The organism is Parasulfuritortus cantonensis (genome assembly GCF_004337445.1).
Lineage (GTDB): Bacteria > Pseudomonadota > Gammaproteobacteria > Burkholderiales > Thiobacillaceae > Parasulfuritortus > Parasulfuritortus cantonensis.
This window is the reverse complement of sequence record NZ_SJZB01000037.1, coordinates 1-14,341: the sequence shown is the minus strand read 5'-3', so window position 1 is coordinate 14,341 and position 14,341 is coordinate 1. Positions and strand designations below refer to the sequence as shown.

The window sequence follows — 14,341 nt, the reverse complement described above, 5'->3', positions numbered from 1 at the left end:
GGTCAGCCATGGTGGACATCGCCGAACTCCTTAAATGCTGTTTGAAAAGTAAGCGAACATTCTAGCGCAACGGCGGACCGATAACGCGCGGCACCGGCAACTCGGCTAGACGCCGAAGACGGCCCGCCAGAGCGCCCGGACGGCCGCCGTCGCCTCGGCGACCTCCTCGACCGGCAGGCGGGCGTGCTCGGCGCCCTGGAGCTTGACCTGGTGCTGGCGCCGGCGCAGTTCCCGGTAGGCGTCGGCGGCGGCGGCGGCGATGTCGGCCGGGATCAGGCCCAGTTCCCCGGCCACGCCGAGCAGGGCGATGTTGCCCCGGTTGGCCGTGAGCCCGGGGTGGCGGGCGCTGTGCGCCAGGATCAGGTACTGGACCGCGAACTCGACGTCGACCACGCCGCCGCTGTCGTGCTTGAGGTCGAACAGGGGGCCGGTATTGGGATGGCCATCGTGCATCTTCTGGCGCATCTCGAGCACGTCGGCGCGCAGCTTCGCCGGGTCGCGCGGCAGGCACAGGATGGCCTCGCGGATGGCGGCGAAGCGGGTGCCCACCGCGGCATCGCCGCAGGAGTAGCGGGCCCGGGTGAGGGCCTGGTGCTCCCAGGTCCAGGCGTGCTGGTGCTGGTAGTCGTCGAACGCCTCGACCGAGCTGACCAGGAGGCCGGAGGCGCCGTCGGGGCGCAGTCGGAGGTCGGTTTCGTACAGGATGCCGGCCGCCGTCAGGGTGGTCATCCAGGTGTTCATGCGCTTGCCCAGGCGGGCGTAGAGGTCCTGCGCATCCGGATGCGGATCGTCGTACAGGAAGACGATGTCGAGGTCGGAGGCGTAGCCCAGCTCCTTGCCGCCCAGCTTGCCGTAGGCGATCACCGCGAAGGCCGGCCGGTCGCGGTGCTTGCGCGGCAGGTCGGCCCAGACCAGTTCCAGGGTCTGGGCGAGGACCAGGTCGGCCAGGGCGGCGAGCTGGTCGGACAGGTGTTCCAGCGTCCACATGCCGGCCAGGTCCTGGGCCAGCAGGCGGAAGGTCTCGCTCTGCTTGAAGTGGCGCAGGACGTCCATCTTGCGTTCGAGGTCGCCGTCATAGGCGGCCAGCCGGTCGCGCAGCTCATCCCGTTTCAGGTCCCAGTCCGGCGCCGCCATGAGGGCGCGCGGGTCGAGCAGCTCGTCGAGCAGGTAAGGCTGGCCGGTCAGGTACTGGGCGGCCCAGGGGCTGGCGCCGACGATGCGGGCGACCTGGGTCAGGGTCTGCGGGTACTCCTGCAGGAGCAGCAGGTAGGGGGCGCGCCGGGCGATGGCTTCCAGCAGGGTGAGGATGCGGGCCAGCGTGTCGTCCGGGTTGGGCTGGCCGGCCGCGACCTCGATGAGCGGCGGCAGGAGGCCGTCCAGGGCGTTCTTGTTGACGGCCGGCAGGCCGGCGTAGCGGCTCCCGCCGATCAGGGCCCGGAGCCGATCCAGGGCGGCGGCGCTGTCCGTGTAGCCGAGTTCGTCCAGGTGCGCCCGCGCGGCCTCGGGCGGCAGGTGGCGCAGGCCGGACAGCGGGTGCCCGGACTGGTCCTCCTGGGGCGCCCCGAAGACTTGCTCGAACTGTCCGGCCACCTTGCGCCGGACCGTGTTGAGATGCGCCTCGAAGCCTTCCCAGTCGGCATAGCCCAAGGCTCGGGCCAGGCGCAGGCGTTCTTCGGGGGCGTGGGGCAGCTGCTGGGTCTGCTGGTCGTCCCGGTATTGCAGCCGGTGCTCGACGTTGCGCAGCAGGATGTAGGCGGCTTCGAGTTCGCCGGCGACCCGTTCCGGCAGCAGGTGCAGGGCGGCCAGCTGGGTCAGGATGGCGCGCGTCGGGCGCACCTGCAGGGAGGGCGTCTGGCCGCCCCGCACGAGCTGGAACACCTGGGCGATGAACTCGATCTCGCGGATGCCGCCCGGGCCCAGCTTGACGTTGTCGGTCTTGTCCTTGCGCGCCACCTCGCGGCGGATCTGGGCGTGCAGGTCGCGCATGGCCGCGAAGGCGCCGAAGTCGAGATACTTGCGGAACACGAAGGGCCGGCGCAGCGCCTCCAGTTCGTCCAGGCGTTCGCCGGTGAGCGGCCGGGCCTTGATCCAGGCATAGCGTTCCCATTCCCGGGCCTGGGTGTAGAAGTAGTTCTCGAGCATCGCGAAGCTGGACACCAAGGGGCCTTCGTCGCCATAGGGACGCAGGCGCATGTCGACCCGGAACACGAAGCCGTGGTGGTTGGTTTCGCCGATGCTGTTGATCAGGCGCCGGCCCAGGCGGACGAAGAACTCGTGGCTGGCGATGCGGCGCGGCCCGCTGGTCTCGCCGTCTTCGGGGTAGACGAAGATGGGATCGACGTCGGAGGAGACGTTCAGCTCGCGTCCGCCCAGCTTGCCCATGCCGACCACGATCAGCTTCTGCGGCCGGCCCCGGGCGTCGAGCGGCTCGCCGTGGATCTCGGCCAGGTCCCGGTGGTGCCAGGCGCAGGCCTCGGCGAAGGCGACCTCGGCGAGGTCGGTGCAGGTGCGGGTGACCTCGGTCAGGTCGGCCTGGCCGGCCAGGTCGCGCACGATGATGACCGCCATGACCCGTTGCCGGAGGTCGCGCAGGCGCTGCTTTAGGGTATCCTCGTCGGCGGCCGGGGCCGCGGCCAGGAAGTCGGCCATGGTCCGGCGCTCGAACGGGGCCAGGCAGGCTTCGGCCAGCCAGGCCGCCAGTTCGGGCCGGGCTTCCAGACGGGCGCGCAGGTAGCGGCTGTAGTCCGCGGCCTGGGCGATGGCGGTGAGGGGATCGAGTGCCGTCATAGCTGTCAGGGGCTTGTCAGGAAATTTGAAAATAATACGGATTTGTCCTAATTTCGCTGCTTGAAGCGGTTCCTAGGGCTTCCTGGGGAGGAGGCAACCGATGTTCGCTGAGTTTATTGGAGATTTATAGATGTCTACCACGATCGAGTCCGTCCTCCACGAAACGCGTCTCTTCCCGCCTTCGGAGGAATTCAAGGCGCAGGCGGCCATCTCCGGAATGGAGGCCTACAAAGCGCTGTGCGCCAAGGCAGAGGCTGATTATGAAGGTTTCTGGGCCGAACTGGCCCGCGAAAATGTGGTGTGGCAGCAACCCTTTACCGTCACCCTGGACGAGAGCGGCGCGCCGTTCTACAAGTGGTTCTCGGACGGCAAGCTGAACGCCAGCTACAACTGCCTGGACAAGAACGTCGAGGCCGGCCTGGGCGACAAGACCGCCATCATCTTCGAGGCCGACGGCGGCGAGGTCAGCAAGGTCACCTACAAGGAACTCCTGGCGCGGGTCAGCCAGTTCGCCAACGCGCTCAAGAGCCTGGGCGTCCAGAAGGGTGACCGCGTGGTCATCTACCTGCCCATGTCCGTCGAGGGCGTCATCGCCATGCAGGCCTGCGCCCGCATCGGCGCCACCCATTCCGTGGTGTTCGGCGGCTTCTCCGCGCACGCCCTGCGCGACCGCATCGAGGATGCCGGCGCCGTGCTGGTGATCACCGCCGACGAACAGTGCCGCGGTGGCCGCAACATGCCGCTCAAGCCGGCCGTCGACGAGGCCATCGGCCTGGGCGGCTGCGGCAGCATCCGCAACGTCATCGTCTTCAAGCGTACCGGCGGGCCGGTCGAGTGGGCCGAGGGCCGCGACCTCTGGTGGCACGACGTGGTGGCCGGTCAGCCGCTCGAATGCGAGCCCGAGTGGGTCGACGCCGAGCATCCGCTCTTCCTCCTCTATACCTCCGGCTCCACCGGCAAACCCAAGGGCGTCCAGCATTCCACCGGCGGCTACCTGCTGCATTCCATCGTCACCATGAAGTGGACGTTCGACATCAAGCCGACCGACGTCTACTGGTGTACCGCCGACATCGGCTGGATCACCGGCCATACCTACGTCACCTACGGCCCGCTGGCCTGCGGCGCCACCGAGGTGGTGTTCGAGGGCGTGCCCACCTATCCGGATGCCGGCCGCTTCTGGCGCATGATCCAGGACCACAAGGTCAGCGTCTTCTACACCGCCCCGACCGCGATCCGCTCCCTGATCAAGCTGGCCGGCGCCCATCCGGAACTGCACCCCGGCAAGTTCGACCTGTCCAGCCTGCGTCTGCTCGGCACCGTCGGCGAGCCGATCAACCCCGAGGCCTGGATGTGGTTCCACGAGGCGGTCGGCGGCAGCCGTTGCCCGATCGCGGATACCTGGTGGCAGACCGAGACCGGCGGCCACATGATCACCCCGCTGCCGGGCGTGACCCCGACCGTGCCGGGTTCCTGCACCCTGCCGCTGCCCGGCATCATGGCCGCCATCGTCGACGAGACCGGCCATGACGTGGAATGGGGCAAGGGTGGCCTGCTGGTGGTCAAGAAGCCGTGGCCGTCCATGATCCGCACCATCTGGAACGACCCCGACCGGTTCCGGAAGTCCTACTTCCCGGAAGACCTGGGCGGCAAGCTGTACCTGGCCGGCGACGGCTCGGTGCGCGATCCGGAAACCGGCTACTTCACCATCATGGGCCGCATCGACGACGTCCTGAACGTGTCCGGGCACCGTCTCGGCACCATGGAAATCGAATCGGCCCTGGTCGCCCACCCGCTGGTCGCCGAGGCGGCCGTGGTCGGCAAGCCGCACGACGTCAAGGGCGAGGCCGTGGTGGCCTACGTGGTCCTGAAGCGTGCCCGGCCGACCGGTGACGAGGCCAAGGAGATCGTCAAGCAACTGCGCGACTGGGTCGGCCACGAGATCGGCCCGATCGCCAAGCCGGACGAAATCCGCTTCGGCGACAACCTGCCCAAGACCCGTTCCGGCAAGATCATGCGCCGCCTGCTGCGGGCCCTGGCCAAGGGCGAGGAGATCACCCAGGACGTTTCGACCCTGGAGAACCCCGCCATCCTCGACCAGCTGAACGAAGCGGTGAAGTAGGTCGGCGGCTCGGGTACGGCGCGGGCGCCAACCCGGCCGGCCCGCCCTCGGGAGGCCCCTTGCGGGGCCTTTTTCATGCCCGGACGGCGTCAGACGATGTGTTCGTGCAGGCGGCCGGACTCCTCGATGCGCCTGCGGAACTGCTCCAGCAGGGTCTGCCGGATCTGCGCCATGTCGAGGTTGTAGATGTCGTTGGGGAACAGGAACTCGGCCACGCCCGAATCGAAGATGCGCTTCACCTCGTACTCGTCGTGGGCGATGTCGCGCTGGAACAGGTAGTTCAGGTAGGACTGGTTGGTGTGGATGATCAGTTCGACGCGCATGCCGCCCATGCGGGCGAAGAACTTGAGCATGGGCGTCTGGCCGCTGCTGCCGATGTTCTTGCCGTGGTACTGGCCGCCGCTCAGGGTGTCCGAGATGTCCTCCAGGGTCATGAACGAGCCGCTCTTGATCGCCGCGCGGGTCAGGTGGCGGACGAAGCGCTTGACGTCGCCGATCCTGTCCAGCACGGCCATGAGGCCCAGTTCGTCGTCCACCGCGACGGCCGGGTTCTTCTCGTTCTTGCGCAGCAGCTTGAGCACCTTGGCCGCCGAATCCTTCTTGCGCACGCTGACGTAGACCGGGATGTTGCGGCCGCCGTCCTGGAAGATGCGCCGCTTCAGCAAGGTCAGCTTCTCGCCCTCGCGCAGTTCGCTCAGGCGCGTCCGCTCGGCCGGGTCGACCACCCTCACCTCCAGGCAGCGGAAATCGTCCGGGTCGTGGCGGCTGAGCAGGTAGGCGTTCTCCAGGTGGCCGATCTTGTGTTCCTGGCTCCAGACGTTGCCGTTGAGGAATTCCAGGAAGGTGTTGAACTTGTTCTCGATGTCGGTTTCCCGCTCGCGCTGGTCGATCGATCCGGCCAGCCCCATCAGCACCAGCTTGCGCTTGGCCTCGAAACGGGCCTTGACGCTGAAGCGGCCGTCGAACACCCGCAGCAGCAGTTCGACCGGGTCGTGGGTGGTCTCGATCTCGTTGCTGGTCTCGACGTGGATGGCGTAGCGGGACAGCACCTTGCCGCTCAGCAGGCTGATGACGCCGTCCGCGGTGTGCGCGTAGGCCTTCAGGTTGCTGCGTATCTCGGCGCTGTTGCCGACGATGCCGAACTGGCTGCCGAGCAGCGCGCAGGCGCGCTCGCTGCGCCGCTCGCGGGCGGCGGGGTCGGCCAGCAGGCCGGGAATCTCGTCGAAGCCTTCGATGTCCAGGAAGTCGAAGATCTGCGCCCGGACGACGCGGTACTTGGTGGCGAGCAGGCGGTCGTTGCGGAACAGGCGGGCCCAGGCGCGCGTCTGTGGCGTGATGTGGCTGCCCAGCATCAGGTCGTCCGTCACGGCGAACGGACCGTTCTGCTTCATTGCGGTGAAGATGGATTTGTCGTCGATCAGACCCATGGCGTGCGGCCCGGAGGTTGTCGGTGTGTCAGTTCCCGGCCAGCGCCTGTCTGCTGGCCGGCTCGAATGTCCAGTGGTTCTTCCAGGCCGCCAGCACCATGTTCGGGTATTCCGGCTGGCCCAGGCTGCCGTTGTAGCGGCCCAGGGCGCGGAACAGGTCGCCGCGCTCGATGTCCAGGTAGTGACGCAGGATGGTACAGCCGTAGCGCAGGTTGATGCGCAGGTTGAACAGGTTGTGGTCGGGGGCGCCGATCAGGTCGATCCAGAACGGCATCACCTGCATGAAGCCGCGCGCCCCGGCACTCGATACGGCGTATTTGCGGAAGCCGCTTTCGACCTCCATGAGGCCCATGACCATGTCCGGCTCCAGGCCGGCCCGGCTGGCCTCGTAATACACGGTGCCGAGGAGGTCGTCGCGGAACTCCGGGTCGGGTACCCGGCGCGCCAGCCGGCGCGACATCTCGGCGATCCAGGAACGGGCCGCGCCGGACTCCAGGAAGCGGGAATCGACCGGCCGGTCCGAGATGGCCTTGGACAAGCTGGCCTGCACGCTGGCCGACAACGGTTCGTACTTCTGCGCCCCGGCCCAGGCCGGAGCGGTGCAGAACAGCGTCAACCAGAGCAGCTTCTTCAGCTTCGACATGCCTCGATGCGTTCCTTCACATAAGCCGCGGCGTCGGCCTGGGCGATCTTGCTCGCCTGGGCGTCGGTACGGGCCTGGTATTCGAGTTGGCCTTCCTTGAGGCCGCGTTCGCTGACCACCAGGCGGTGGGCGACGCCGATCAGTTCCATGTCGGCGAACATCACCCCCGGGCGCTCGTCGCGGTCGTCCAGCACGACGTCGACGCCGGCTTCGACCATCTGATTATAGAGAGCGTCGGCGGCCTCCCTGACCTGCGCGTTGCGGCCGTAGCCGAGCGGCACGATGGCCAGTTCGAACGGCGCGATGGCCTGCGGGAAGACGATGCCGCGCTCGTCGTTGCCCTGCTCGATGGCGGCGCCGACGATGCGCGAGACGCCGATGCCGTAGCAGCCCATGATGACCGTGCGGGCCTTGCCCTGCTCGTCCAGGACGGTGGCGCCCAGGGCCTCGGAATACTTGGTACCGAGCTTGAAGATGTGGCCGACTTCGATGCCGCGGCACAGGCCCAGGCTGCCCTTGCCGTCCGGGCTGGGGTCGCCCTCGACGACGTTGCGGATGTCCGCGACCAGGTCGGGCTCGGGCAGGTCGCGGCCCCAGTTGACGCCGGCCGTGTGGAATTTCGGCTTGTTGGCGCCGCAGACGAAGTCGGCCATGGCGGCCACCGTGCGGTCGGCGATGACGCGTATCGTCGAACGGTCCAGGCCGACCGGGCCGAGGAAGCCGGGCGGGCAGTTGAAAGTGGCGCGGATCTCTTCGTCGGTGGCGAAGCGGAAATCGGCCAGGCCGTCGATCTTGGCGGCCTTGACCTCGTTTAGGTTGTGGTCGCCGCGGATGAGCAGGACGTTCAGTTTGTCGGCAGCCATGACGGCGATCAGCTTGACGGTCTTCTGCAAGGGGATGCCGAGCAGGGCGGCGACGTCCTCGCAGGTGGTCTGCTTGGGCGTGTCGACGTCGCGCATGGTCTCCGTCGCCGCCGGGCGCGCCGTGTTCGGGGCCAGCCCCTCCGCCATCTCGACGTTGGCGGCGTAGTCGGAGTCCGGGCAGAAGGCGATGGCATCCTCGCCGGAGTCGGCCAGGACGTGGAACTCGTGCGAGCCGGAACCGCCGATGGCGCCGGTGTCGGCGGCCACGGCGCGGAACTTCAGGCCCAGGCGTTCGAAGATGCGCGAATAGGCCGCGTGCATGGTCCGGTAGGTCTCGTCCAGGCTGCTTTCGGTGAGGTGGAAGGAATAGGCATCCTTCATCAGGAATTCGCGCGCCCGCATGACCCCGAAGCGGGGCCGGATCTCGTCGCGGAACTTGGTCTGGACCTGGTAGAAGTTCACCGGCAGCTGCTTGTAGCTCTTCAGTTCCTTGCGCGCCAGGTCGGTGATGACTTCCTCATGGGTCGGCCCGAACAGGAAGTCGCGCTGGTGGCGGTCCTTGATCTTCAGCATCTGCGGCCCGAACACCTCCCAGCGCCCGGACTCCTGCCACAGCTCCGCCGGAATCACCGCCGGCATCAAGAGCTCGATGGCGCCGGCCCGGTTCATCTCCTCGCGCACGACGGCCTCGACCTTGCGCAGGATGCGCAGGCCGAGCGGCATCCAGGTGTACAGGCCCGAGCCCAGGCGCTTGATCAGGCCGGCCCGCAACATGAGTTTGTGCGAGACCAGTTCGGCCTCGGCCGGGGCTTCCTTGCTGGTGGAGAGGAAAAATCGGGAGGTGCGCATGATAGGCTGTAAAGGTTAATCGAAACCCGAATTCTACCTAATGCGCCTGTTCGGCAGACAAAGACAAAAGCCGGAACACGATCCGGTCGAGATCAGCGAGAAGAAAGGCATACGCTACCTGCACCTGGGCGGTCCGGCCGTGCAGAGCGCCATGCGCATCAAGGACCCCTATGCCCTGGAGCTGGAATACACCCGGGCGATGATGGCCTTCCTGCTGTTCCATCCCGCGCCGCGCGAGATCGCCCTGGTCGGCCTGGGCGGGGCCTCGATCGCCAAGTTCATCCACCGCAGCCTGCCGGAGGCCCGGCTGACCGCGCTGGAGATCAATCCGGACGTCGTTTCGGCGGCGCGCAGCTATTTCCTGCTGCCCGACGACGACGCCCGCCTGACGGTCCGCGTCGGCGACGGTGCCGCCTATGTGCGTGGCCGGTCCGACGGCCTGGACGTCCTCCTGGTCGACGGTTACGACGCCCACCGCATCGTCGACGCCCTGGCCTCGGAGGACTTCTACGCGGCCTGCCTGGCCGCGCTCGCCCCGAGTGGCGTCGCGGTCTTCAACCTGTGGGGCTCCGACCGTTTCTTCGACGTCTACGCCGATCGCATCGGCCGGGTGTTCGCCGACCATACCTTGATCCTGCCCGCGGAGAAGAAGGGCAACATCCAGATGTTCGCCTTCCGGCCGCCCCTGCCGGACACCGGATTCGCGGCCCTGAACCGGCGCGCGCGCGAACTGGAGGCCCGTCTCGGGCTCGAGATGCCGGTCTTCGTCGAGCGCATGAAACTCTATAACACGGTGCTCGGCGCGGCCTTCCGGCTCTGAACCGCGCGCGGCTTTGCAAGCCTCGCGAAGGATGGGAGAATCCGTCTCAGTTCAAGAATTTATTGAGGCACGGCCATGATCGACAAGGACGGTTACCGGCCGAACGTGGGGATAGTCCTGTGCAACGGCAGGAACGAGGTATTCTGGGGCAAGCGGGTCAGGCAGGATTCCTGGCAGTTTCCCCAGGGTGGCATCAAGCACGGTGAGACCCCCGAATTGGCGATGTTCCGCGAGCTTCGCGAGGAGGTCGGGCTGCGTCCCGAGCACGTTCGCATCCTCGGGCGGACTCGGGAATGGCTGCGTTACGACGTGCCCCGGGAATGGGTGCGCCGGGAATGGCGTGGCCACTACCGCGGCCAGAAGCAGATCTGGTTCCTGCTGCGCCTGACCGGGCGCGACATCGATGTCTGCCTGCGCGCCACCGAGCATCCCGAGTTCGATGCCTGGCGCTGGAACGACTACTGGTCGCCGGTCGCTTCTGTCGTCGAATTCAAGCAGCAGGTCTATCGACTGGCCTTGGAGGAGTTGCAGCATTTCCTTCAGGTCGACAACCAGCCGGCCAAGGTGCGGCGCGCCTACGGCTACGGAATGAAGGCCCACAACGGGCGCTATTGATCGGAGACACGAAATCATGGAAACCACCTACCGCATGTTGCCCGTCGCCCCTCTGCAGAAGGGCGCGACCTTCGTGAAACCGCGGCAACAGGTGATCGAGGCGGTCACCATGGAGCAATCGGCCACGGCGGTGATGACCGACTTCGCCGTGGTGACGGCGCAGACCATTCTGCCTCTCGAAAGCATCGAAGCGGCCCGTACCAAGATGATCCACCACGGCGTCCGCCTGCTCCTGGTCACCGACGACCAGCAGCAGATCCTCGGCCTCATCACGGCCAGCGACCTGACCAGCGAGCGGCCCATGCGGGTGATCCAGACCCAGGGCATCCGGCATGCCGACGTCCTGGTCAAGGACATCATGACGCCGCGGGAGAAGCTCGAGGTGATCTGCATGGACGACCTGCAGAAGGCCAAGGTGGGCGATGTCGTCAGCACCCTGCAGGCCAAGGGACGCCAGCACGCCCTCGTCGTGGAACGGCAGGCGGACCGCAGCCAGATCCTGCGCGGCATGTTCTCGACCACGCAGATCGCGCGCCAGTTGGACATGCCCATCCACACCGTCCCGGTCGCCGACAGCTTCGCCGAGATCGCCCAACTGAACGACTGACGGCCGGCCGGCCGGCGACGGTTTTTACCCGATAGCCTATGTCAATCGGCGACATAATCGAGTAAAATAATCAACTATTGCCCGCTGGCTTGAATTTCCCGCCGGTGCCCATATTTTGCCCGGCAGGCCCTTTTATTCCACATCCGAGGTTTTCACCATGTCGGTTTCCGAACAGCAAGTCCAGGCCGCTCTGCAAGAGCTGGTCGATCCCAATACCCAGAAGGATTTCATCTCCACCAAGTCGGCCAAGAACATCAAGGTCGATGGCGGCAAGGTCACGCTGGACGTGGTGTTGCCGTATCCGGCCAAGATGGTCATGAATCAGATCAAGGCGCTGGTCGAGGACAAGATCAAGAGCGTCGCCGGGGTCGAGTCGGTCGCCGCCAACGTGTCCTGGAAGATCGTCGCCCACAGCGTGCAACGTGGCGTGAAGCTGATCCCGGGCGTCAAGAACATCATCGCCGTCGCCTCCGGCAAGGGCGGCGTCGGCAAGTCCACCACCGCCGTCAACCTGGCCCTGGCCCTGGCCGCCGAGGGTGCCGCGGTGGGCATGCTGGATGCCGACATCTACGGCCCCTCGCAGCCGACCATGCTGGGCATCGTCGGCCGCCCGGTGTCCGAGGACGGCCAGTCCCTGGAACCGATGATCGGCCACGGCCTGCAGGCCATGTCGATCGGCTTCCTGATCGACGTCGACACCCCCATGGTCTGGCGCGGTCCCATGGTCACCCAGGCCCTGGAACAGCTCCTGAACCAGACCAAGTGGAAGGACCTCGACTACCTGGTGGTCGACCTGCCCCCGGGCACCGGCGACATCCAGCTGACCCTGGCCCAGCGCGTCCCGGTGACCGGTGCGGTGATCGTCACCACACCCCAGGACATCGCCCTGATCGACGCCCGCAAGGGCCTGAAGATGTTCGAGAAGGTGGGCGTGCCCATCCTCGGCGTGGTGGAGAACATGTCCCTGCACATCTGCTCGAAGTGCGGCCATGAGGAGCCGATCTTCGGCACCGGCGGCGGCCAGAAGATGTGCGACGACTATGGCGCCGAGTTCCTCGGCGGCCTGCCCCTGGACATGCGCATCCGCGAGGAAACCGATGCCGGCAAGCCGACGGTGGTGGCCGAGCCGGAATCGCGCATCGCCGAGATCTACCGCGCCATCGCCCGCCGCGTCGCGGTCAAGGTCGGCGACCTGGCCGTCGACCACAGCGCCAAGTTCCCCAGCATCGTGATTCAAAACACCTAAGCGCCGCTGGCCGGTAGTAGCATAACGGCCGCGCCGACTGGCGCGGCCTTTTGTTTTTTCGGGACAGGTTGAAGATGAGCATCAAATCCGACAAGTGGATTCGCCGCATGGCGCAGGAACACGGCATGATCGAGCCGTTCGAGGCCGGCCAGGTGAAGGCGGTCGACGGCCACAAGATCGTCTCCTACGGCACCTCCAGCTATGGCTACGACGTGCGCTGCTCGAGCGAATTCAAGCTGTTCACCGACATCAACACCACCATCGTCGATCCGAAGAACTTCGACCCCAACTCCTTCGTCGAGGTTCAGGGAAGCTCCTGCATCATCCCGCCCAACTCGTTCGCGCTCGCGCGCACGGTCGAATATTTCCGCATCCCGCGCAACGTGCTGGTGGTCTGCCTGGGCAAGAGCACCTACGCGCGCTGCGGCATCATCGTCAACGTGACGCCCCTGGAACCCGAGTGGGAAGGCCACGTGACGCTCGAGTTTTCCAACACCACTCCGCTGCCGGCCCGCATCTACGCCAACGAGGGCGTCGCCCAGATGCTCTTCTTCGAGTCCGACGAGGTCTGCGAGACCTCCTACCGGGACCGGGGCGGCAAGTACCAGGGCCAGACCGGCGTCACCTTGCCTAAAATTTAACAAAGCCGCGCGGTGCGGTTCGTATAATCGCGCGCTTTCCTTCTCAACCGTCCAGCGAGGACAGGGCCATGCGCTTCCATTTTCCGGTCATCATCATCGACGAGGACTTCCGTTCCGAGAACGCCTCGGGCCTGGGCATCCGGGCCCTGGCCAAGGCCCTGGAAGAGGAGAGCATGGAAGTGCTGGGGGTAACCTCCTACGGCGACCTGTCGTCGTTCGCCCAGCAGCAGTCGCGCGCCTCCGCCTTCATCCTGTCGGTGGACGACGAGGAGTTCGCCGGCGCCAAGGCCGACCAGACGATCGCCGAGCTGCGCTCCTTCGTGCAGGAGATTCGCTTCCGCAACGCCGACATCCCCATCTTCCTGTACGGCGAGACCCGCACCACCCGCAACATCCCGAACGACGTCCTGCGCGAACTGCACGGCTTCCTGCTCATGTTCGAGGATACGCCCGAGTTCATGGCCCGCTACATCGTGCGCGAGGCCAAGGCCTACCTGGATTCCCTGCCGCCGCCGTTCTTCCGCGCCCTGACCCACTACGCCGCCGACGGTTCCTATTCCTGGCACTGCCCGGGCCACTCCGGCGGGGTCGCCTTCCTGAAGTCGCCGGTCGGCCGCATGTTCCACCAGTTCTTCGGCGAGAACATGCTGCGCGCCGACGTCTGCAACGCGGTCGAGGAACTGGGCCAGTTGCTCGACCACACCGGCCCGGTCGCCGCCTCGGAGCGCAATGCCGCGCGCATCTTCCACGCCGACCACCTGTTCTTCGTCACCAACGGCACCTCGACCTCGAACAAGATCGTCTGGCACTCGGTGGTCGCCCCCGGCGACGTCGTGGTGGTCGACCGCAACTGCCACAAGTCGGTCCTGCACGCGATCATCATGACCGGCGCCGTGCCGGTGTTCCTGATGCCGACCCGCAACCACTACGGCATCATCGGGCCGATCCCGAAGTCCGAGTTCGAGTGGCAGAACATCCAGAGGAAGATCGCCGCCCATCCGTTCGCCAACAAGGGCGCCAAGCCGCGCGTGCTCACCATCACCCAGTCCACCTACGACGGCATCCTGTACAACGTCGAGGAAATCAAGGACATGCTGGACGGCAAGATCGACGCCCTGCACTTCGACGAGGCCTGGCTGCCGCACGCGACCTTCCACGACTTCTACGGCGACTACCACGCCATCGGCGCCGAGCGGCCGCGCTGCAAGGACTCCATGGTCTTCTCCACCCAGTCCACCCACAAGCTGCTGGCCGGCCTGTCCCAGGCCTCGCAGATCCTGGTCCAGGACTCGGAGACCCGCAAGCTGGACCAGGATATCTTCAACGAGGCCTTCCTGATGCACACCTCCACCAGCCCGCAGTACGCCATCATTGCGTCCTGCGACGTCGCCGCGGCGATGATGGAGGAGCCGGGCGGCCGCGCCCTGGTCGAGGAGTCGCTCGCCGAGGCGCTCGACTTCCGGCGCGCCATGCGCAAGGTCGGCAGCGAGTTGGGCAACGACTGGTGGTTCAAGGTCTGGGGTCCGAAGGACCTCTCCGAGGAGGGTCTGGAGGCCCGCGAGGCCTGGACCCTGAAGGCCGGCGACAAGTGGCACGGTTTCGGCAAGCTGGCGCCCGGTTTCAACCTGCTCGACCCGATCAAGGCCACCGTCATCACGCCGGGACTGGACGTCGACGGCGACTTCGCGGAGTCGGGCATTCCGGCGGCGGTGCTCACCAAATAC

At 66.5% G+C, this 14,341-nt stretch carries 11 protein-coding genes; 7 read left to right on the top strand and 4 right to left on the bottom strand.

Going from position 1 to position 14,341, the window contains the following annotated elements; translation table 11 throughout:
• Positions 1–105: 105 nt before the first annotated feature.
• A complete protein-coding gene (gene glnE, locus EZJ19_RS10090) occupies positions 106–2,787 on the bottom strand; it encodes a bifunctional [glutamate--ammonia ligase]-adenylyl-L-tyrosine phosphorylase/[glutamate--ammonia-ligase] adenylyltransferase (RefSeq protein WP_131447193.1) in 2,682 nt (893 codons plus the stop codon).
• 130 nt (positions 2,788–2,917) lie between these two features.
• Here glnE and acs point away from each other — a divergent pair, with 130 nt between their 5' ends.
• A complete protein-coding gene (gene acs, locus EZJ19_RS10085; protein WP_131447191.1) occupies positions 2,918–4,906 on the top strand; it encodes an acetate--CoA ligase in 1,989 nt (662 codons plus the stop codon).
• Positions 4,907–4,995: 89 nt separating this feature from the next.
• Here acs and EZJ19_RS10080 read toward each other — a convergent pair whose 3' ends face one another.
• From EZJ19_RS10080 to EZJ19_RS10070, 3 genes are read right to left on the bottom strand one after another with little or no spacing between them, the layout of a single operon-like run.
• Positions 4,996–6,333 carry a hypothetical protein gene (locus EZJ19_RS10080; protein WP_131447189.1) on the bottom strand — a complete coding sequence of 446 codons (1,338 nt, stop codon included), beginning with the start codon at positions 6,331–6,333 and terminating at the stop codon, positions 4,996–4,998.
• A gap of 28 nt (positions 6,334–6,361) precedes the next feature.
• Positions 6,362–6,976: a lytic transglycosylase domain-containing protein gene (locus EZJ19_RS10075; RefSeq protein WP_131447187.1), complete on the bottom strand. Its 615-nt coding sequence runs from the start codon at positions 6,974–6,976 to the stop codon at positions 6,362–6,364.
• Positions 6,964–8,688, bottom strand: coding sequence for a proline--tRNA ligase (locus EZJ19_RS10070; protein WP_131447185.1), 1,725 nt, complete (start codon positions 8,686–8,688; stop codon positions 6,964–6,966). The genes EZJ19_RS10075 and EZJ19_RS10070 overlap by 13 nt, the downstream gene beginning before the upstream one ends.
• Before the next feature lie 40 nt (positions 8,689–8,728).
• Here EZJ19_RS10070 and EZJ19_RS10065 point away from each other — a divergent pair, with 40 nt between their 5' ends.
• The 6 genes from EZJ19_RS10065 to EZJ19_RS10040 all read left to right on the top strand — a co-directional run.
• Positions 8,729–9,508 (top strand): spermine/spermidine synthase domain-containing protein, encoded by a 780-nt coding sequence (locus tag EZJ19_RS10065; protein WP_131447183.1) that lies wholly within the window; start codon positions 8,729–8,731, stop codon positions 9,506–9,508.
• A 75-nt stretch (positions 9,509–9,583) separates the two neighbouring features.
• Complete coding sequence (locus EZJ19_RS10060) at positions 9,584–10,123, top strand: RNA pyrophosphohydrolase (protein WP_131447181.1); 540 nt, start codon at positions 9,584–9,586, stop codon at positions 10,121–10,123.
• Between the two features lie 16 nt (positions 10,124–10,139).
• Entirely contained in the window at positions 10,140–10,730 is a 591-nt protein-coding gene (locus tag EZJ19_RS10055; protein WP_131447179.1) for a CBS domain-containing protein, read from the top strand.
• 157 nt (positions 10,731–10,887) lie between these two features.
• The gene (apbC, locus tag EZJ19_RS10050) at positions 10,888–11,976 is read left to right on the top strand and encodes an iron-sulfur cluster carrier protein ApbC (protein WP_131447177.1); all 1,089 of its coding nucleotides are present in this window, start codon (positions 10,888–10,890) and stop codon (positions 11,974–11,976) included.
• Between the two features lie 74 nt (positions 11,977–12,050).
• The gene (gene dcd / locus EZJ19_RS10045) at positions 12,051–12,617 is read left to right on the top strand and encodes a dCTP deaminase (protein WP_131447175.1); all 567 of its coding nucleotides are present in this window, start codon (positions 12,051–12,053) and stop codon (positions 12,615–12,617) included.
• 68 nt (positions 12,618–12,685) lie between these two features.
• Positions 12,686–14,341: Orn/Lys/Arg decarboxylase N-terminal domain-containing protein (locus EZJ19_RS10040; protein ID WP_131447173.1), on the top strand; the 1,656-nt coding region annotated here is incomplete at its 3' end.

What these genes read in the sequence shown, in the direction of transcription:
- EZJ19_RS10070 (WP_131447185.1), bottom strand. Translation starts at nt 8,688, where the DNA reads ATGCGCACCTCCCGATTTTTCCTCTCCACCAGCAAGGAAGCCCCGGCC.
- EZJ19_RS10080 (WP_131447189.1), bottom strand. Translation starts at nt 6,333, where the DNA reads ATGGGTCTGATCGACGACAAATCCATCTTCACCGCAATGAAGCAGAAC.
- glnE (WP_131447193.1), bottom strand. Translation starts at nt 2,787, where the DNA reads ATGACGGCACTCGATCCCCTCACCGCCATCGCCCAGGCCGCGGACTAC.
- EZJ19_RS10060 (WP_131447181.1), top strand. Translation starts at nt 9,584, where the DNA reads ATGATCGACAAGGACGGTTACCGGCCGAACGTGGGGATAGTCCTGTGC.
- apbC (WP_131447177.1), top strand. Translation starts at nt 10,888, where the DNA reads ATGTCGGTTTCCGAACAGCAAGTCCAGGCCGCTCTGCAAGAGCTGGTC.
- EZJ19_RS10075 (WP_131447187.1), bottom strand. Translation starts at nt 6,976, where the DNA reads ATGTCGAAGCTGAAGAAGCTGCTCTGGTTGACGCTGTTCTGCACCGCT.
- acs (WP_131447191.1), top strand. Translation starts at nt 2,918, where the DNA reads ATGTCTACCACGATCGAGTCCGTCCTCCACGAAACGCGTCTCTTCCCG.
- EZJ19_RS10065 (WP_131447183.1), top strand. Translation starts at nt 8,729, where the DNA reads ATGCGCCTGTTCGGCAGACAAAGACAAAAGCCGGAACACGATCCGGTC.
- EZJ19_RS10055 (WP_131447179.1), top strand. Translation starts at nt 10,140, where the DNA reads ATGGAAACCACCTACCGCATGTTGCCCGTCGCCCCTCTGCAGAAGGGC.
- dcd (WP_131447175.1), top strand. Translation starts at nt 12,051, where the DNA reads ATGAGCATCAAATCCGACAAGTGGATTCGCCGCATGGCGCAGGAACAC.